Origin of the sequence: Xanthobacter autotrophicus ATCC 700552 (assembly GCF_043194565.1) — a bacterium.
In the GTDB taxonomy this organism is placed as follows: domain Bacteria; phylum Pseudomonadota; class Alphaproteobacteria; order Rhizobiales; family Xanthobacteraceae; genus Xanthobacter; species Xanthobacter autotrophicus_F.
Map to the genome: position 1 here is coordinate 40740 of NZ_JBAFVS010000010.1, position 17403 is coordinate 58142.

The 17403-nt window shown below is 66.3% G+C and carries 17 protein-coding genes; 8 read left to right on the top strand and 9 right to left on the bottom strand.

The genetic code is table 11. The annotated features are described in order from the left end of the window. Nucleotides 1-35: 35 nt before the first annotated feature. Both V5F48_RS12490 and V5F48_RS12495 read right to left on the bottom strand, forming a co-directional pair. Nucleotides 36-845 carry a pirin family protein gene (locus V5F48_RS12490; protein WP_394258991.1) on the bottom strand — a complete coding sequence of 270 codons (810 nt, stop codon included), beginning with the start codon at nt 843-845 and terminating at the stop codon, nt 36-38. Nucleotides 846-873: 28 nt separating this feature from the next. Next, the gene (locus V5F48_RS12495) at nt 874-1089 is read right to left on the bottom strand and encodes a rubredoxin (RefSeq protein WP_394258992.1); all 216 of its coding nucleotides are present in this window, start codon (nt 1087-1089) and stop codon (nt 874-876) included. A 231-nt stretch (nt 1090-1320) separates the two neighbouring features. Here V5F48_RS12495 and V5F48_RS12500 point away from each other — a divergent pair, with 231 nt between their 5' ends. From V5F48_RS12500 to V5F48_RS12520, 5 genes are all read left to right on the top strand, one after another. Beyond that, nucleotides 1321-1995 carry an FCD domain-containing protein gene (locus V5F48_RS12500; protein ID WP_394258993.1) on the top strand — a complete coding sequence of 225 codons (675 nt, stop codon included), beginning with the start codon at nt 1321-1323 and terminating at the stop codon, nt 1993-1995. A 215-nt stretch (nt 1996-2210) separates the two neighbouring features. Beyond that, a complete protein-coding gene (locus tag V5F48_RS12505) occupies nt 2211-3482 on the top strand; it encodes a c-type cytochrome (RefSeq protein WP_394258994.1) in 1272 nt (423 codons plus the stop codon). A 30-nt stretch (nt 3483-3512) separates the two neighbouring features. Next, entirely contained in the window at nt 3513-3971 is a 459-nt protein-coding gene (locus tag V5F48_RS12510) for a (2Fe-2S)-binding protein (RefSeq protein ID WP_394258995.1), read from the top strand. Next, a complete protein-coding gene (locus V5F48_RS12515; protein WP_394258996.1) occupies nt 3964-4311 on the top strand; it encodes a hypothetical protein in 348 nt (115 codons plus the stop codon). The genes V5F48_RS12510 and V5F48_RS12515 overlap by 8 nt, the downstream gene beginning before the upstream one ends. 6 nt (nt 4312-4317) lie before the next feature. Beyond that, nucleotides 4318-6270, top strand: coding sequence for a xanthine dehydrogenase family protein molybdopterin-binding subunit (locus V5F48_RS12520; RefSeq protein WP_394258997.1), 1953 nt, complete (start codon nt 4318-4320; stop codon nt 6268-6270). 398 nt (nt 6271-6668) lie between these two features. On the opposite strand, the gene V5F48_RS12525 is transcribed toward V5F48_RS12520, so the two are convergent. Beyond that, nucleotides 6669-7577 (bottom strand): LysR family transcriptional regulator, encoded by a 909-nt coding sequence (locus tag V5F48_RS12525; RefSeq protein WP_394258998.1) that lies wholly within the window; start codon nt 7575-7577, stop codon nt 6669-6671. A 121-nt stretch (nt 7578-7698) separates the two neighbouring features. On the opposite strand from V5F48_RS12525, the gene V5F48_RS12530 reads away from it, so the two are divergent. The 3 genes from V5F48_RS12530 (at nt 7699) to V5F48_RS12540 (ending at nt 11435) form a co-directional block, all read left to right on the top strand. Then, nucleotides 7699-8436 carry an SDR family oxidoreductase gene (locus tag V5F48_RS12530; protein ID WP_394258999.1) on the top strand — a complete coding sequence of 246 codons (738 nt, stop codon included), beginning with the start codon at nt 7699-7701 and terminating at the stop codon, nt 8434-8436. 66 nt (nt 8437-8502) lie between these two features. After that, nucleotides 8503-8646, top strand: coding sequence for a hypothetical protein (locus tag V5F48_RS12535; protein ID WP_394259000.1), 144 nt, complete (start codon nt 8503-8505; stop codon nt 8644-8646). A 380-nt stretch (nt 8647-9026) separates the two neighbouring features. Further along, on the top strand, nt 9027-11435 hold the full coding sequence (locus V5F48_RS12540; protein ID WP_394259001.1) for a DUF3141 domain-containing protein: 2409 nt from the start codon (nt 9027-9029) through the stop codon (nt 11433-11435). Nucleotides 11436-11645: 210 nt separating this feature from the next. On the opposite strand, the gene V5F48_RS12545 is transcribed toward V5F48_RS12540, so the two are convergent. From V5F48_RS12545 to fabI, 6 genes are all read right to left on the bottom strand, one after another. Continuing rightward, nucleotides 11646-12533 carry an HD domain-containing protein gene (locus V5F48_RS12545; protein WP_394259002.1) on the bottom strand — a complete coding sequence of 296 codons (888 nt, stop codon included), beginning with the start codon at nt 12531-12533 and terminating at the stop codon, nt 11646-11648. A gap of 8 nt (nt 12534-12541) precedes the next feature. Next, the gene (locus V5F48_RS12550) at nt 12542-13195 is read right to left on the bottom strand and encodes a 3-oxoacid CoA-transferase subunit B (RefSeq protein WP_394108989.1); all 654 of its coding nucleotides are present in this window, start codon (nt 13193-13195) and stop codon (nt 12542-12544) included. A gap of 35 nt (nt 13196-13230) precedes the next feature. Then, complete coding sequence (locus V5F48_RS12555) at nt 13231-13884, bottom strand: CoA transferase subunit A (RefSeq protein ID WP_394108982.1); 654 nt, start codon at nt 13882-13884, stop codon at nt 13231-13233. Between the two features lie 13 nt (nt 13885-13897). After that, nucleotides 13898-15097 carry an acetate/propionate family kinase gene (locus V5F48_RS12560; protein WP_394108981.1) on the bottom strand — a complete coding sequence of 400 codons (1200 nt, stop codon included), beginning with the start codon at nt 15095-15097 and terminating at the stop codon, nt 13898-13900. Next, nucleotides 15094-16500, bottom strand: a complete 1407-nt coding sequence (locus tag V5F48_RS12565; protein ID WP_394259003.1) for a bifunctional enoyl-CoA hydratase/phosphate acetyltransferase — start codon at nt 16498-16500, stop codon at nt 15094-15096. Before V5F48_RS12565 ends, V5F48_RS12560 begins: the two co-directional genes overlap by 4 nt. A 129-nt stretch (nt 16501-16629) precedes the next feature. Next, on the bottom strand, nt 16630-17394 hold the full coding sequence (gene fabI, locus V5F48_RS12570) for an enoyl-ACP reductase FabI (RefSeq protein WP_394259004.1): 765 nt from the start codon (nt 17392-17394) through the stop codon (nt 16630-16632). Between the last annotated feature and the right edge of the window lie 9 nt (nt 17395-17403).

The following is a 17403-nucleotide window of genomic DNA, read 5'->3' on the forward strand; positions in this document are numbered from 1 at the left end:
TCATCTCCCTTGCGGACGGATCGCCGGGCGCGGCTTCAGTCGATGAGGTCGGCGCCATGCGCCTTTTCCCAGGCGCGGATGCGGGCGTCGTCGAGCATGGCTGTCTCGACGAAGAAAACGTCGGAGCTGTCGGGAACATCGAGCGCGAGAGCCCCCGCGCCGGTGATGCCCATGCTGTCGCGACGCGCCAGCGCCACCCCGTTCACGGTGGCGCCGCCATCCACGACGAACACATACACGCCATGCTCCGGGGTGCGCGGGGTGTAGGTGAAGTGGCCGGCGCGGTCAGTCACCAGACGCGAGACACGCAGATCCTGCGCCGCGGGCAGCGCGCCGTCGGCGTCGCCCACCAGCTGAACGATACGGTTGCGCCGCGTGCGGATGTCGAAATGGGCGCGATGGTAGCTCGGCGGCAGATAGAGCTGGCCGGGCATGAGCCACAGATAGATCGCGTTCATGTTCTCGGGACTGATGGAAAGCTCGCAGTGCTTCCCGCCGGAGCCAGCAGAGAACACGTAGTAATCACCTTGACGCAGCTGGTCGACCATCCCGCGTCCGGCGGTGTTGATGTGGGTCAGTTCGCCTTCCAGAACAAACGCGCAGATGATGAAGTTGTGATGCGGGTGCATATTGTAACCGCACCCGGCACCATTGAACACTTCATCGCCGAATACGCGGACGGTGCCGAAACCGGGGCGTCCGCCCTGGTATTGATGGAAATTGAAGCTGGACTCACGGGCGATGTAGCTGCCGGGATGGCCGGCCACATAGGACGAAGCCGAGCCGTCGGAATAGATGACATCGTGGCCGCGCTCGCCCGACCGGAGCACAAAAGACTTGGTCATGGTCTATCTCCCTTGGGTTGCGGCAGGCTCAGGCGATGCGCGCCAGATCGGCGCCGCCATCGGCATAGCCAATTTCCACCATCTCGAACTGGGTCTTGGGCGTGCCGCAATCGGGACAGACCCAGTCGTCGGGCACGTCGGTCCAGCGGGTACCAGGCGGCAAGCCGTGCTCCGGAAGGCCGAGGGCCTCGTCATACGAGAAGCCGCATCCAAGGCAGAGCCACCGCGTCAGGGGCGTTTCCATTGCTTCCTCCCACGCCATAGTAGCGCGTCACACGTCACGTTTTATATTGACGCCCTACTGACTTCAAGATGAAAATTTATGCACGCCCGTCGGCTCATCATATCCTTCGGAACATATTGCTTTTTTCAACCGCTGCGCACGCTGGTGGGCCTTGTATGAGGATATATGACGCGCTATTGTAATGCGCTACTTCTCTCCGGCGCGGAGCGGAGCGTAGACAATGGATGGCTGATGGATCAGAATTTGCGCGAGCAGGTGTTGCGGCATGTGAGGTCCGAGATCATCTCCGGCCAGAGCGGGCCGGGGAAAATGTACTCCGTGCCGACCCTTGCCGCCGACCTCGGCATGTCCACCACCCCCGGTGCGCGAGGCGCTGCTGGAGCTGGCGCGCACCGGCCTCATCGAACCCATGCGCAACCGCGGCTTCAAGGTGGTCGAGCCGACCGTGGACGATCTGCGCAACCTGTTCGAGATGCGAAATCTGCTGGAGGTGCGAGCGGCCGAGCTGTTCGCGCTGAAGTCGCGCAAAAAAAGAAGACCCTTGAGCACCTCACCGGCCTCGCCGATGCCGTCAGGGCGGCTGTAGAAGAGGACGACCTCTACGGATATCTGGAGAGTGACCGCAATTTTCATCTCGCATTCATCAGCGCTGCCGAGAATTCCCTGCTGACAGAGATGGCCATGGGCCAGCGGGACAAGATGCGGCTGCACGGCATCTCCTCCCGCAGCGGCATGGAGCGTCAGGTCTCTTCTGTCGCGGAGCACTACCGCCTTGTGCGCCTCGCTGAGTCAGGTGACGTAGAAGGAATCAAGGCTCTCATGACAAGCCACATCCTGACTTGGGAGCCGATTTTCATCGAAGCGCTCCTGAAGAGCAGACGTGAGGTAGGCGCTGCGCTTGCCTGACCGATGCACAGGACGGAAAAACATTTGCGGAGCGGCTGAAGGTAAACCCGGCTCCTACGACAAAATAGGTCTTTGACACAGGCTTCTCGCCTTGTGCTCCATCCACCGGCGCCCTGCCAAGCTGGATTCAGGTGCCAGCCTCAGGAGTTCTCGATCGCGGACGGCAGGCCAGCAGGGGAGTGTTGCAATTGCTTAAGCGAACGCTCATCGGCTTGATGTCACTCCTTGTGATCGGGGTCGCGGGGTTTGCAGCTCTGGCCTGGCGCCCGGCGATCGCGCCCATCACGCCGCCTGCGGTCTCAAGCTTCGCTCCGGACCTCGTCGCCCGCGGCGAGGTGCTGGCCGGTGCCGGCTATTGCGCCACCTGCCACACCGCGCCGGGCGGCGCGCCCTATGCCGGTGGTTATGCGATGCAGACCGGCTTCGGCACCATCTATTCCACCAACATCACCCCGGACCCGCAAACCGGCATCGGCGCATGGTCGGAAGCCGCCTTCCGGCGGGCGATGCACGAGGGCGTGGCGCGCGACGGCTCCCATCTCTTCCCGGCTTTCCCGTACGATCATTTCACCAGGCTGACCGACGCCGACGTCGCCGCGCTCTATGCCTATATGATGACGCGTACCCCCGTGCGGGCGGCGCCCCATGAGAACGGCCTGCCGTTCCCGCTCAATCTGCGCGCCCTGCAGGCAGGCTGGAAGCTGCTGTTCTTCCGGCCGGGACGCTATGTGGAGCAGCCCGAGCGCGGGGAGGCGTGGAACCGCGGTGCCTATCTCGCCGAGGGCATCAGCCATTGCGGCGCCTGCCACACGCCTCGCAACGCGCTCGGCGCGGAGGAACGTGGGAACGCCTTCGCCGGCGCGCCGATCGACCATTGGGTGGCGCCGCCCCTGACGAAGGCGAACCCTTCGCCGGTGCCGTGGAGCCAGGATGAGCTCGTCGCCTATCTCCGCCGCGGCGTCAGCCTGTTTCACGGCGTCGCGGCCGGTCCGATGTCGCCCGTCGTCCACGATGGCCTCGCCCGCCTTCCCGATGCCGACATCGCCGCGCTCGGCGTCTATTTCGCCGATGTCGGACAGGCGGCGGCGCGGGCCGCCGAGGCGCAGCCGGCGATCGAGCGGGCGCTGGCGGTGAATGCGCACGGCCCCGGGCTTCCCTACGATCCGACAGCACACCTCTATGCGGCGGCCTGCGCCTCCTGCCACTTCAACGGCGGCCAGGTCAACGCACTGCGGCCCGATCTGGCCCTGAACAGTGCCGTCTCCCTGTCGGACCCCACCAATCTGATCCGGGTGATGCTGTACGGCGTGACCGCGCGCGAAGGTGCCCCTGGGATCGTGATGCCAGGATTCGCGCCGGCCCTGAGCGATGCCGACATCGCCCGCATCGCCGCCTATCTGCGCGCCAGCCGCACGTCCCATCCGGCGTGGCCGGATCTCGAAAAGACCGTTGCCGCCGTCCGTGCTCAGGGGCGCGGACAGGAGTAAGGCCATGAGGATATCTGGAGCCGCGCAGCCATGATCCGTTTCACCCTCAACGGTCGCGCCACGATGGTGGATGTTGACGACGACACGCCGCTGCTCTGGGTCCTCCGCGACGAGGTCGGGCTGACCGGTACCAAGTTCGGCTGCGGCATCGGCCTGTGCGGCGCGTGCACCGTCCATGTGGGCGGCCGGGCGACGCGCTCCTGCATCACGGCGGTTGGCTCGGTGGAGGGGGCGGAGGTTACGACCATAGAGGGACTGGACCCCCGTGGCGCCCATCCGGTTCAGACGGCCTGGAAGGACTTGCAGGTGCCCCAGTGCGGTTACTGCCAGTCCGGCCAGATCATGCAGGCGGTGGCCCTGCTCAAGGACTTCCCCCATCCCACGGATGAGGAGATCGACACCGTCATGACCGGCAATCTCTGCCGCTGCATGACCTATGTGCGCATTCGCGCAGCGATCAGGAAGGCAGCCGAGGCGAACCATGGCTAGACGGATGAATCCCGGCGCGCCCGTATTGACCCGGCGCGGCTTCCTTGTCGCCAGCGTCGGCGCGGGTGTCGGTGCAAGCCTCGCCTTCGGCTTCCCCCGCGGTGCCGCGGCAGCGATGGACCCCGCCGTGCCGGGCGGCGTGCCACCGGTCGAGACCGGGGCCCTGTTCGAGCCGACGCTGTGGTTCGCCATCGACGGTGAGGGCTGGGTGAGCATCAATATCATCCGCGCCGAGATGGGCCAGCATGTGGGCACGGCGCTCGCCCGCATCCTCGCGGACGAGCTCGGTGCCGACTGGGGCAAGGTGCGTATCCTCCATGTGGACACCGATCCGAAATAGGGTCTGATGGTCACGGGCGGCAGTTGGTCGGTGTGGCAGAGCTTCCCCCTGTTCAGCCGGGCCGGCGCGGCTGGGCGCATCGCGCTGATCGAGCAGGGCGCGAAGCTCCTGGGTGTCGACCCATCGGCCTACCGGGCGGAGAGCGGGGCCGTGGTGTCGGGCGGCGCGTCCATCGCGTTTGGCGAGATCGCCCGGCGCGGCGCGCTCGACCGTCGGTTCTCGGCAGAGCAAATCGAGGCGCTGCCCATCAAGCCGGCCTCCGAGCGGCGGCTGGTCGGCCGGCCGGTTCAGGCCCTCGACATTCCGCCAAAGACCGACGGCACGGCACGCTATGGCATCGACGCCAAGGTCCCCGGCATGGTCTACGCGCGGCCGAAGATCCCGCCGACGCGGAACGGCGCCAAGGTCAATGGGGTCGACGACAGCGCCGCCAGGGCGGTGAAAGGCTATATCTCCAGCCTCGTGCTCGATGATCCCTCCGGAACCGTGCCGGGCTGGGTGATGGTGATCGCGCAAAGCTATCCCGCCGCCATCCGCGCCGCCGATCTCGTCCGGGTGGACTGGACTCCTGGGCCGACTTCCGCCGTGTCGGAGAAGGATATCCAGGATCACGCCGCCCAGTTGATCGCCCAGCCGGATGCCGGCGCCGTGCTCGACACCGGGGGCGGTGACACGGCGGCGGCGTTCAAGGCGGCGCAGTCGACGCTGGAGCAGACCTACACCACCGCGACCGTGCTGCATTTCCAGCTCGAGCCCGTCAACGCGCTCGCCTTCGAGAAGGACGGCGTGTTCGAGATCCACACCGGCAACCAGTGGCAGAGCCTGATCCTGCCGACGCTGGCCAAGGCGCTCGGGCGGCCCGAGAGCGGCATCGTCCTGCGCACCTACCTGCTCGGCGGCGGTTTCGGCCGCCGGCTGAACGGCGATTACGCCGTGCCGGCCGCGCTGGCGGCAAAGGCGCTCGGCAAGCCGGTGAAGATGGTGCTGACGCGGGAGGACGATGCCCGCTTCGATTCCCCCCGCTCGCCCTCGGTGCAGCGGCTGCGCATGGCATTCGGTGCGGGCGGCCGGGTGACGGCCATGGAGCACGACGCGGCCGCCGGGTGGCCGTCGCAGGTCATGACGCCGTTCCTGATGCCGAAGGGCGCGAACGGCGTCCTCTACGACCCGTTCTCCATCTCCGGCGCCGACCATTGGTACAATGTCGGCGCGCAGAAGGTGCGCGCCATCTCGAACGATCTTGCGAACACCACCTTCCGACCCGGCTGGCTGCGTTCGGTGGGGCCGGGCTGGACCAACTGGGCGCTGGAAAGCTTCATGGACGAGGCCGCCCACCATGCCAAGGAGGACCCTGTCGCCTTCCGGCTGAAGCTGCTCGACGCAAAGGGGCGCAACGCCGGCTCAGCGCCGAACGCGGTGGGTGGTGCGCTGCGGCAGGCTGAGGTCGTCCGCCGGGCGGCCGCGCGGGCCGGCTGGGGCGTTCCGCTCCCGGCCGATACCGCCCTCGGGCTGGCCACCAGCTTCGGGCAGGAACGGGACATGCCGACCTGGATCGCCTGCGTGGCGCGGGTCCGCGTCGACCGGGCCAGCGGCGTGGTGCGAGCGGAGAAGCTGACCCTCGTCGCCGATGCCGGCACGGTGGTCGATCCCGACGGCGCGCGGGCCCAGGTCGAGGGCGCCGCTTTGTGGGGCCTCAGCCTGGCCCTGCACGAGGGGACCGTTTTCGAGCGCGGCCAGGTGAAAGATACCAATCTCAACAGCTACATGCCGTTGCGCATCAGCGACGTTCCGCAGATGGACATCAGCTTCGTCGACAGCACCGAGGTGCCGGTGGGACTCGGCGAGCCGGCCGCGACGGTGGTGGGGCCGGCCATCGGCAATGCCATCTTCAACGCCGTCGGGGCGCGGCTGCGGCACATTCCCATCACGCCGGACGCCGTTCGCTCCGCCATCGGATGATTGCTTTCCGGCCTCCACGAGTCGGCCCGGTCTTGCCGGCAGCTCCGCCAAGCAAGGCATTTGGTGCGTTTTCGAGCGAAGTGGATACCGGTTCGCGTAAAGAAAATGCGTAAACTCAATGACCTAGAGCATTTCCCCGATTCAGTGAAACGGGGAAATGCTCTAGCGCGACGGGCAGGGCGCTGCGCGGGTGTCGGACGAGGCGGCGGCAGGAAGGGCCGGGAGGAGAAGAAGGCGCATCACCGTCAACTGATGGTATCGGGCTTGGTATAGACTTGGAGTGCGCGCGGAAAGCTCAATAACTACCCCAAGAAGCGAATGAAATGCTCGAAGGCACACAACGTCTATCTGTCACAGCAGGCCGTCGACATCTTCATCGCGCTGAAAACCTGTACAGGCTATCCCAACTGATCCTGGAATTGCGGGGTCTCGAAGCGCTTCACCACCCAATCGATGAAGAGGCGAACGCGCGGCGAGAGCTGCCGGCTCGTGGGATACAGGACCGACACCGGCATGGAGAGCGGCGGAAACTCGGGCAGCACCTGCACGAGCCGACCTTCGGCGAGGTCGCGCTCGATGTGGAAGACGGGCATCTGCGCGAGTCCCAGGCCGAGCAGCACGCCCTCGCGAAAGCTCTCCGTCCCCGTGACGGAAAACGGCGACGTCACGTCCATGCGACGCGTCTCGCCATCATATGTGAACTCGAACGGTGTCAGGGTTCCGGTCGTCAAAGACCGGATGCCCACGGCGCGATGATGGACCATGTCATCCGGGTGCGACGGCGTGCCATGCTGTTCGAGATAGGCGGGAGAGGCGCAGGTAATCCGTCGGAGCGTCGTCAAAGTGCGGGCGACAAGGTCGCTGTCGGGAAGCGCGCCGTAGCGTAGCACGCAGTCGACGCCCTCACGGACGACATCGACCCAACGGTCGCTCTCGCTCATGGCGATCTCGATATCTGGATAGCGCTTGAAGAAGGCCGGAAGCGCGGCGAACAGGAAGTGCCGGGCCAGCGTGCCCTGGACTTCGACCCGCAGCAGGCCGCGCGGGTTTCGCCCTCTGAAGGCGCCCTCGGCATTCTCGATATCGTCGAGGATCGCCATGCAACGCCGATAATAGGCTTCGCCATCCAGGGTCGGGCGCACGGTGCGGGTTGTGCGCTGGAGCAGCCGCGCCCCCAGACGGTCTTCCAACTGCTGGATGACCTGGGTCGCCGTCGAGCGGGGCACGGCGAGGTCGTGGGCGGCCTGCGTGAAGCTGCGTCGCTCCACCACCCGCGTGAACAGGCGCATCGCGTCCAGGCGATCCATGCCACCTCCGATCTTTTGTTCGCATTCGCAGAACAATGATGTTGGATGTCAGATGATTATCCGCAGGTCAAGCAGACGCATCTTCGGCCTGCGCAATGAAGCGCAGCCAAGGAGAAACATCATGACCGAGACCACGAAAGTCGCGCTCGTAACGGGCGCTTCGCGGGGCATCGGCGCGGCGATCGCCCGGCGCCTTGCCCAGGACGGCTTCACCGTCGTCATCAACTACGCCGGCAACGTCGCCGAGGCCGAGGAACTGGCCGCGTCGATCGAGAAGGCCGGCGGCAAGGCCCTGACCGCCCGGGCCGATGTCAGCGATCCCGCCGCCGTCGCTCGCATGTGGGACGCCGCCGAGGCCGCCTTCGGGGGCGTCGACGTTCTCGTCAACAACGCGGGCATCATGCGTCTGGCGACGATCGCCGACGGCGACGATGCGCTGTTCGACAGCCAGATCGCCATCAACCTGAAGGGGCCGCGCAACACCATGCGTCTCGCGGCCCAGCGGCTGCGGAGCGGCGGCCGGATCATCAACCTGTCGTCCAGCGTCGTGGGCCTCTACCAGCCGACCTACGGCGTCTATGCCGCCACCAAGGCGGGCGTCGAGGCGATGACCCACGTCCTGTCCAAGGAACTGCGCGGCCGCAACGTCACGGTCAACGCCATCGCTCCGGGACCAACGGCCACCGCGCTGTTCCTCGACGGCAAGCCCCAGGCGGTCATCGACACCCTGACCAGGCTCGCCCCGCTGGAGCGCCTCGGCCAGCCCGAAGACATCGCCAACGCCGTCGCCTTCCTCGCCGGCCCGGACGGAGCCTGGATCAACGGCCAGGTCCTGCGCGCCAACGGCGGGATCATCTGATCATCAACCCCACAACCCAACCATTGCGTCCGCCCTGACGCGGCCGAACCAAGCAGGAATATTGTCATGGGCAAGAAGATCATCCTCGTCACCGGCTCCTCCAGTGGTTTCGGCCGTCTGACCGCCGAAGCCCTGGGCCGCCGCGGCGCCAGAGCCAAAGGCATCGAACTCCTGCCGCGTCGCTGGGTGATGGGACGCACCTGCGCCTGAATCTTCAACAACCGCCGCCTCGTCCGCGACGACGAGCAGATCACCGCCGTCGCCGAAACCCTCATCACAATCGCCGCTTCAGCAACACTGCTGCGCCGTTGGCCATGAGACAGGTCCCTTCTCAAACGCACTCTTAGATAGAGAACGCGTTATCCAACTCACAGATCGCCCTCTAAACGTCGGATATTCCCTATATCGCGAACAATCCTACGGTTATTTCTGCGCCTCGACGTAGCCGGCTCATGTTTATTGATCGGTATCAGCCACCTGCCTGCAACATTCGCAGCGTAACGTATGGGGTGAAGCAGCGTCGCAGTCGGCCGTTACAGGCGCCTGCGGTTGCATATGCACGCTCGCGTCGTTCGCCAAGGAGAAGCGCTGTGGCATTTGGTTTCCCGCATGGGGAGAACGTCAACCCCTTCTTCTCTGTCGTGACGGACGGCAATGCCTGGACGGCGCGCCAGCGCGCGCTGGCGCTCACGGCGCAGCTTTCCGAATGGTCCGGTGTCGGCGAGCTGACGTCGAAGGCCGCCGGCCGCCACTTCAACAACATCTCGGCGACCCATGGCGAGCGCCTGCGGGGCACCTTCAATGCGTTGACGGGTCTCGTTGCGGAGATTACGAAGCCGGGAAGCTCCCCGTTTTCCCTCCTGACCGATGCCCGTGCCTATGCCACGGACCGTGCGCAGCGCGCCATTCTGATGGCGGACGTTCTGCGCGAGCGCGGCGACAATTTCTTCGCCCACGAGGCCGCCGGCTGTCCGCCGGTGCTGATCTATGATTATGAAGTGGCGGTGGACGGGCGGAAGCTGGAGCGCCCGTGCAACTACATGCTGCTCAAGATCACGCCCCCGAAGGGGGTCGAGGTCTTCGCCTGGAAGCGGCCCTATATTATCATCGACCCGCGGGCAGGCCATGGCGCGGGTATCGGCGGCTTCAAGGCCGATAGCCAGGTGGGTGTCGCGCTGAACGGCGGGCATCCGGTCTATTTCGCCGCGTTCTGGCGCGAGCCCGAGCCGGGCCAGACCCTCGCGGATGTGGCGCGCGCCGAGGCCGTGTTCGTGCGCCATGTACAGGCGGAGCATCCGGACGCACCCAAGCCCGTAGTGATCGGTAACTGCCAGGGCGGCTGGGCGACCCTCGTTCTGGGTGCCTCCCATCCGGATATCACCGGCCCCCTGGTGCTCAATGGCGCGCCGGTGGAGACCTGGTCGGGCGACGTCGGCACCAACCCCATGCGCTACAATGCCGGCCTGCTCGGCGGCCAGATCATGCCCATGTTCTGGTCCGACTATGGCGACGGCGTCTTCGACGGCGCCTGGCTGGTGATGAACTTCGAAATGCTCAATCCGGGCCGTACCTTGTTCCGCAAGTATTACGACGTGTTCGAGAAGGTGGATACAGAGCGCGGCCGCTTCCTCGATTTCGAAAAATGGTGGAGCGGCTTCTTCTTGCTCAATGAGCCGGAAATCGTCTGGATTGTGCGCGAACTCTTCGTCGGCAACAAGCTCGCGCGCAACGAGGCACGCCTGGAGCACGGTCGCGTTCTCGACATCAAGCAGATCCGCTCGCCCATCATCGTGTTTGCCAGCCACGGGGACAATATCACGCCGGTCAAGCAAGCCTTGAACTGGATCATGGACACTTATGCCGATGAAACGGAAATCAAGATCCGCGGTCAGCGGATTGTCTACATGGTGCATGAGTCCATTGGCCACCTCGGTATCTTCGTCTCGTCCTCCATTGCAAAGCGCGAGCACCAGGAGGTCGCCTCGACACTGAAGACCATTGAGGCGCTCGCCCCGGGCCTTTATGAAATGGTCATCGAGGATGTGGCCGGCGAGGGCCACTCCAAGCACTTCACGGTGTCGTTCGCCGAGCGCCGCATCAGCGACCTGCCAGGCTACGGCGACGGCCGGCAGGACGAGCTGCCGTTCGGTGCGGTGGAGCGGGCCTCCGAGCTGCAGGCAGAGCTTTACGACATCTTCCTGCGCCCCTTCGTGCAGGCGAGCGTCACCCGGGCGAGCGCGGAACTCGGCCGCCAGTTCCATCCGCTGCGCCTGCAGCGGGCGCTGTTCTCCTCCCGCAATCCACAATGTTCCATGCTCCCGGCCGCCGCCGAGGCCACGGCCCGCGCGCGCGTGGCGGCGGCGGAGGATAATCCCTTCGTGCTGGCGGAGAAGCTCATCGCCGATGCCTTCGAGCAGTCGTTCGACATCGTGCGCGACCTGCGCGACGCCTGGTACGAGATGACCTTCTTCAGCATCTACGCCACCCCGCAGATGCGCTGGTTCGGACGCAACTTCAACTTCGAGCGGACCCGCAAGTCGAAAGAGGAACTCGTCGCCCTGCCGGAAGTGCAGTCCGCCCTGCTCCACGTCACCTCCGGCGGCTTCGTGGAGGCGGTCATCCGCATGCTGATCCTGCTGGCGGACGCGCGCGGGACTGTGCGCCGGGATCGTCTGGAGCGGTCGGCGCGCGTACTGACCAAGGACGAGCCCTTCCGCTCCCTCAAGTCCGAGCAACGGGCGCAGATCATCCACGAGCAGAGCCTGATCGTGGAGTATGCCGGCGCCGCTGCCATCGACACCTTGCCGCTCCTGCTGCGCACGCAGGAGGAGCGACGCCGGGCAGCCGAGGTGGTGCAGTATGTGCCGGGCGTGCTCACCGACATGGAGCCGCGCACCCTCGCCATGCTCCAACGCTTCCGGCAGGTGCTCGACCTTCCGCCCGCGACCATGGATGTCCTGGACGACCCCCTGTCGTCCCTGACCCAGGCCGCGCAATAATTCCATCAGCCTAAGTCTTCGACCGATGCTAAGTGGGTTCCGCTCAATCGCCGCGCGAGATTGACCCATGGGCCATGAGACAATCTCATGGCCCATGGGAACAATTCCAGCAAAAGTGCGAAGCGGTTCTGCGTCGCAATTGGGATGACACATCCTCAAAGCCCGCGCCGATCGGATTGCACCGCAATCCGATCGGATCGCGCGCTAATGTCAGGCCGTGTCGTCGGCGTAGATGCGCACGTAGCGCCCATCGACCTCGACCCCGACGAAACGCTCGTCAAACGTGATGCAGAGGCGCTGCGCCATGGCCACGATGGCGTCGGTGCTGTCGGTGCGGATCCGCGCGAGCAGGATCGGTCGGCGGCGGCCGTCATAGATGGCGTCCGCCTGCTGCACCGTGGCCGAGGGAAACACGCGGGCCAGGATCTGGCAGAAGGCGTCGAGATCCGTCTCGGTCAGGGTGCGCAGCCCGGTGTTCGGCAGATAGATGAGATGCACCTGCTGGCCCACCGCATTCTCCAGGTGCCGCACCGCCACCGCATGGCCTTCGATCTCGAAGGCGGCCTGGTCGCGGATGGCGCATTCGACGTCGTGCGCGGTCTGGTCGAACAGCGCCTCGAGTGTCGCGTTAGCGCCCCGTCCGGCATCGATGAGCTGGCGGCACCCTTCCAGATAGCCAAGCTTGCGGTCCGCGCTCCAGCCCGCAGGTGGGGAAACCACGATGGCGCGCAGATTGGAGATGACGTCCGCCATCTTCACGATGCGGGCGGCCTGCGACTTGTCGGCCATGGTCGTGATGCGGTGGCGCCGCCGCTCGTCCTTCGGCAGCGACATGTCGTCGGAATTCTCCACCACGATGGAGGCAACCCGCTCCCCGAACGCAGCAGCCACCTCCGCCGCCGACAAGGAGGTGTCCTCGACCACGTCGTGGAGCGTCGCGGCGATCAGAAGATCGGTGTCGTCGCCCTCCGTCGCCCGCGCCACCAGATCGAGAACCTCGATCAGGTGGTTGATATAGGGTTCCTGAGCGGCGCCCTTGCGCCGCTGGTTGGCGTGCGCCTCGGCCGCAAAGGCCAGGGCACGCGTCAGTTCGGTCATGGGGGACATCAGCCGAGGCACATGGTGGGGATGTCGCCCTTGATGATGAGCTTCGCCGCGGTTTGGGCGACGATCTCCTCCACCGAGATGTCCGGGCCGCGCTCACGCAGCACGAGACCATCCGGCGTGGGCTCGATGACCGCCAGTTCCGTGACGAGGAGGCTCACCCGGCGCAGGGCCGTGAGCGGCAGCGTGCATTCGGGCACGATCTTGGCCTCGCCCTTGGCGGAGTGCACCATGGCGACGATGACGCGCTTGGCGCCGGCCACCAGATCCATGGCGCCGCCCATGCCGGGCACCATCTTGCCCGGCACCATCCAGTTGGCGAGGAAGCCGCGCTCGTCCACCTGAAGCCCGCCGAGCACCGTCATGTCGAGGTGCCCGCCGCGGATGATGCCGAAGCTCATGGCGCTGTCGATGGAGGCGGCGCCGGGCACCGCGGTGACGAAGCTGCCGCCCGCATCCGTGAGGTGGGGGTCCTCCATGCCTTCCGGCGGACGGGCGCCGAGGCCGATCACCCCGTTCTCCGCCTGGAAAAAGACGCCGTAGTCGTGCGGGATGTAGTTGGCGACCATGCTTGGCAGACCGATGCCGAGATTGACCAGCATGCCAGGATGGATCTCCTGGGCCACGCGGCGTGCGATCACTTCCTTGGCGCTCATGCCCGAATGCGGGCGGCCAGTCACCTGCTGTTCCATCACGCGGCCCTCGCAAGGATGTGGTCCACGATCACGCCCGGCGTCTTCACCGAATCCGGCGGGATGACGCCGACCGGCACGATCAATTCCGGTTCGACGATGACCGTGCGGCCGGCCAGCGCCATGATCGGATTGAAATTGTGCGCGGTGAGCGAATACGTGAGATTGCCGGCATAGTCGGCCTGCTGGGCGGCGATGAGCGCGAAGTCGCCCAGTATGGGCTTCTCCACCAGGTAGCGCCTGCCGTCGACCTCGATGATCTGCTTGCCATCTTCGACCGGCGTACCCAGTCCGGTCGCGGTGAGGACGCCGCCGAGGCCGACGCCGCCGGCGCGGATGCGCTCCACCAGAGTGCCCTGGGGCACCAGTTCCACGTCCACCTCGCCGGAGATCATCTTGCGCTGGATCTCCGGGTTGAGGCCGATGTGGGACATGATGGCCCGCGCAACCGCGCCGCAGGACACCAGCTTGCCGATGCCCTTGCCCGGCATCGCCGCGTCGTTGGCGACCACCGTCAGGTTCCGCGCGCCGCGCGCCACCAGGGCATCGATCATGCGCTCGGGCGTGCCGACGCCCATGAAGCCGCCGATGAGCACGATCGCTCCATCGGGAACGAGCGCCGCGGCGTCCTCCGGCTTGATCGCCTTCCTCATGGTCCCCCCTCCCTTACTCCCCGGCGCCCGCCTGCTCCCAAAGGAGCTGCTTGGCGGCGCGGGCGATCACGATTTCCTCATTGGTCGCAATGACCATGATCCGGGCGCGGCTGAAGTCCGTCGAGATAACCCGGGCGCCACTGTCGTTGCGGTCATGGTCGAGCTCGATGCCAATCCAGTCCATGCCGTCGCAGATGCGGCGTCGCATTTTGCGCGAATTCTCGCCAATGCCGCCGCAGAACACCAGAGCGTCGAGGCCGCCGAGGGCCGCGGCGAGGCCGCCCAGTTCGCGGCGAATGCGAAAGACGAAATAATCCAGGGCCTCGTTGGCCTCCGGCACGCCGGCGCTCTCCAGCACCCGCATGTCGTTGGAGATGCCCGACAGGCCGAGCAGGCCGGACTTGTTGTAGAAAATGTCCCGCACCTCGTCGATGGTGCGGCCTTCCTGCTGAACCATGTAGAAGATCACGCCGGGATCCACCTGGCCGCATCGCGTGCCCATGGGCAGGCCGTCCAGAGCCGTGAAGCCCATGGTGGAGGCCACCGAGCGCCCGTCGAGAATGCCGCACATGGAGGCGCCGTTGCCCAGATGGGCGACCACGACGCGGCCGGCGTGGACGAGGGGGGCGATGCGCTTCAGTTCCCCCGAGACATATTCGTAGCTGAGCCCGTGGAAGCCGTAGCGCCGGATGCCCTTGTCGTAATATTCGCGCGGCAGGGCGAAGACGTCGTTCGCCTTGGGGTGGTGGCGGTGGAATGCCGTATCGAAGCAGGCCACCTGCAGCGCGTCGGGAAACGCCGACCTGGCCGCCTCGATGCCGGCGAGATTGTGCGGCTGGTGGATGGGCGCGAAGGGCGAGAGCTTCCTCAGCTCCGCCATCACGTCATCGGTAACCGCCACCGGCGCGGAAAAGTGCGGGCCGCCATGCACCACCCGGTGCCCCACCACCGCGGCGCGGGCATCGGGAAAATGCTCCCGCAGCAGCGTCAGCACCGTTCTGAGCGTGCTCTGGTGGTCGCAGGCTGCGGATGCCGGGAGTTCGCGCTCGACGCGCGGCACGCCATCCCCGAAGTTCGCCTTCAGCCGCGGCTGACTGCCGATGTTCTCCACGTTGCCGATGGCGAGCTGCACCGGCGCGCCGGTGATGTCGTAGAGGCTGAACTTGAGGGACGACGAGCCGGCGTTGAGGGTAAGGGTGACCGGCTGCGTCATGGGTGCTGCATCTCCTTGGCCTTGTCGGCCATGCGGGCATGGTGGATGGCGGCGACAGCGCAGGATGCGAGCCGGGCCTTCGCGCTGTCGGCGCGGGAGGTGAGAATGATCGGCACCCGGGCGCCCATGACCAGCCCGGCCCCCTCCGCGTGGGAGAGGTAGGTGAGCTGTTTCGCCACCATGTTGCCGGCGTCGAGATTGGGCACCACCAGCACTTCGGCGCGCCCGGCCACCGGCGAGACGAGGCCCTTGGTGCGGGCCGCCGCGATGTCGATGGCATTGTCCATGGCCAGAGGCCCATCCACCAGGCCGCCGGTGATCTGGCCGCGCTCCGCCATCTTGGAGAGCAGCGCCGCGTCCACCGAGGACGGGATCTGCGGGTTCACCGTCTCAACCGCCGAGAGGACGCCGACCTTGGGCTGCCCTATGCCGAGCGAAATGGCGAGGTCGATGGCGTTCTGGACAATGTCCACCTTGGTGGCGAGGTCCGGAAGAATGTTGATGGCTGCATCGGTGACGAGCAGCGGATGCGACACGCCCGGCACGTCCATGACGAAAATGTGGGTGAGCCGGCGGCCCGTCCGCAGGCCGCGATCCTTGCGCAGCACCGCGCGCAGCAGCTCGTCCGTGTGCAAATGCCCCTTCATCACCGCCTTCGCGCGTCCGTCCGCCACCAGGTCCACCGCCGCGTGGGCTGCGGCCGCGTGATCCGCCAGATCGATGATCTCGATGCCGTCGAGGCTTTCCCCGATCGCCTCGGCCGCCGCCTCGATCCGGTCGCGGGCGCCCACGAGGATGGGCGTGATGAGGGTGTGGCGGGCGGCGAGCAGCGCCCCGCCGAGGGAATTGGCCTCCTCCGGCGCCACGACGGCGATCGCGAGGGGCTCCAGCGGCTCGGCGCGTGCCACCAGCGCATCGAAATGGCGGTGGCGCTGGACCAGCAGGCCGGGGATATCGCGCTCATCGTACTGGAACTTGACGCGCGGCGCCGTGACCACCGCCTCGCCGCGCAGCAGCAGCTCTTCGGGTTCGTCCCTGTGCACCGAGGTGGCGAAGACCACGGTGCCGTCGGCCCGCTTTTCCACCAGCCGCACCCGCGCCACCAGATCGTCGCCGGCCTTCGCCCGCCCGCGGAACTCGAAGCTCTGTGCGCGGTAGAGGGTGCCGGCGCCCGGCAGGATGTTCCCGAGCACCGCCGAGATCAGGGAACCGACCCACATGGCGGGAGCGGTCACCTCATCGGGTTGCCCGTCCCGGTTAAGGTCGTACCCCGGCAGGTGAACCGGATTGTGGTTGCCGGACGCGGTGGCGAACACGAAGAGATCGTCCGCCGTGCAAACCCGCTTCAGCTCGGCGGCATCGCCCACCTGCAACTCGTCGAATGTCCTGTTCTCACGCTTCATGGCGGGCTCGCCTCTGATGTTCTCGACCAAGGGGAGAAGGGAGGACCTCGGAAATCCGGCGCCGCGGACCGGCACGGAGCCCGCGCATCCTGGGGCGCAGGGCCGACCTCCACCTGCACCGCCGCGGGTTCACGCGATAATGTTGTATCCACCGTCGATCTGGTGGACGTTGCCGGTGACGTTTGCGGCCTCGCGGCTCGCGAGAAAGGCGGCATACGCGCCCACGTCCTCGATGGAGGCGAGGACATGGGTCGGCGCGCGCTCGGCCGCAGCGTTCAGCAGCTCGTCAAAGTGATCAATGCCCGACGCCGCGCGGGTCATGAGCGGTCCCGGCGAGAGGGCGTGAACACAGATGCGCTTTTCGCCCAGCTCCGCCGCCGCGTAGCGCACGACCGATTCCAGGGCCGCCTTCACCGGGCCCATGACGTTGTAATTCTCGACCACCTTCTCCGCGCCGTAGAAGGAGACGGTCATGCAGCTGCCGCCTTGCGGCATCAAGGGCTCGGCGAGGCGGATCATGCGCAGGAACGAATGGACCGAAATGTCCATGGCCTTGGCGAAGCCCTCCGCCGAACAGTCGATCACCCGTCCGTGCAGGTCCTCCCGCGGGCAGAAGGCGATGGAATGCAGGAGCGTGTCGAGGCGCCCCCATTTGTCGCCGATCTCCTCGAACACCCGCTCGAGCTGTCCCGGAACGCCGACGTCCAGCGGCAGGATGAGGCTCGCGCCAAGGTCTTCCGCCAGCGGGCGGACAAACGTCTCCGCGCGCTCGTTCAGATAGGTGATGGCGACATCCGCCCCCTGCGCCCGGAAGGCTTTCGCGCAACCCCAGGCAATGGACTGATCGTTGGCGACACCCACCACCAGTGCCTTGTTTCCCTGCAGGCTGAACATGGCTCCCCC

Bases quoted from the DNA above. Each gene is read 5' to 3' on its own strand.
- V5F48_RS12510 (WP_394258995.1), top strand. From the start codon at position 3,513: ATGATCCGTTTCACCCTCAACGGTCGCGCCACGATGGTGGATGTTGAC.
- V5F48_RS12520 (WP_394258997.1), top strand. From the start codon at position 4,318: ATGGTCACGGGCGGCAGTTGGTCGGTGTGGCAGAGCTTCCCCCTGTTC.
- V5F48_RS12515 (WP_394258996.1), top strand. From the start codon at position 3,964: ATGGCTAGACGGATGAATCCCGGCGCGCCCGTATTGACCCGGCGCGGC.
- V5F48_RS12555 (WP_394108982.1), bottom strand. From the start codon at position 13,884: ATGAGGAAGGCGATCAAGCCGGAGGACGCCGCGGCGCTCGTTCCCGAT.
- fabI (WP_394259004.1), bottom strand. From the start codon at position 17,394: ATGTTCAGCCTGCAGGGAAACAAGGCACTGGTGGTGGGTGTCGCCAAC.
- V5F48_RS12495 (WP_394258992.1), bottom strand. From the start codon at position 1,089: ATGGAAACGCCCCTGACGCGGTGGCTCTGCCTTGGATGCGGCTTCTCG.
- V5F48_RS12535 (WP_394259000.1), top strand. From the start codon at position 8,503: ATGGGCAAGAAGATCATCCTCGTCACCGGCTCCTCCAGTGGTTTCGGC.
- V5F48_RS12525 (WP_394258998.1), bottom strand. From the start codon at position 7,577: ATGGATCGCCTGGACGCGATGCGCCTGTTCACGCGGGTGGTGGAGCGA.
- V5F48_RS12490 (WP_394258991.1), bottom strand. From the start codon at position 845: ATGACCAAGTCTTTTGTGCTCCGGTCGGGCGAGCGCGGCCACGATGTC.
- V5F48_RS12545 (WP_394259002.1), bottom strand. From the start codon at position 12,533: ATGACCGAACTGACGCGTGCCCTGGCCTTTGCGGCCGAGGCGCACGCC.
- V5F48_RS12500 (WP_394258993.1), top strand. From the start codon at position 1,321: ATGGATCAGAATTTGCGCGAGCAGGTGTTGCGGCATGTGAGGTCCGAG.
- V5F48_RS12530 (WP_394258999.1), top strand. From the start codon at position 7,699: ATGACCGAGACCACGAAAGTCGCGCTCGTAACGGGCGCTTCGCGGGGC.
- V5F48_RS12550 (WP_394108989.1), bottom strand. From the start codon at position 13,195: ATGAGCGCCAAGGAAGTGATCGCACGCCGCGTGGCCCAGGAGATCCAT.
- V5F48_RS12565 (WP_394259003.1), bottom strand. From the start codon at position 16,500: ATGAAGCGTGAGAACAGGACATTCGACGAGTTGCAGGTGGGCGATGCC.
- V5F48_RS12560 (WP_394108981.1), bottom strand. From the start codon at position 15,097: ATGACGCAGCCGGTCACCCTTACCCTCAACGCCGGCTCGTCGTCCCTC.
- V5F48_RS12505 (WP_394258994.1), top strand. From the start codon at position 2,211: ATGTCACTCCTTGTGATCGGGGTCGCGGGGTTTGCAGCTCTGGCCTGG.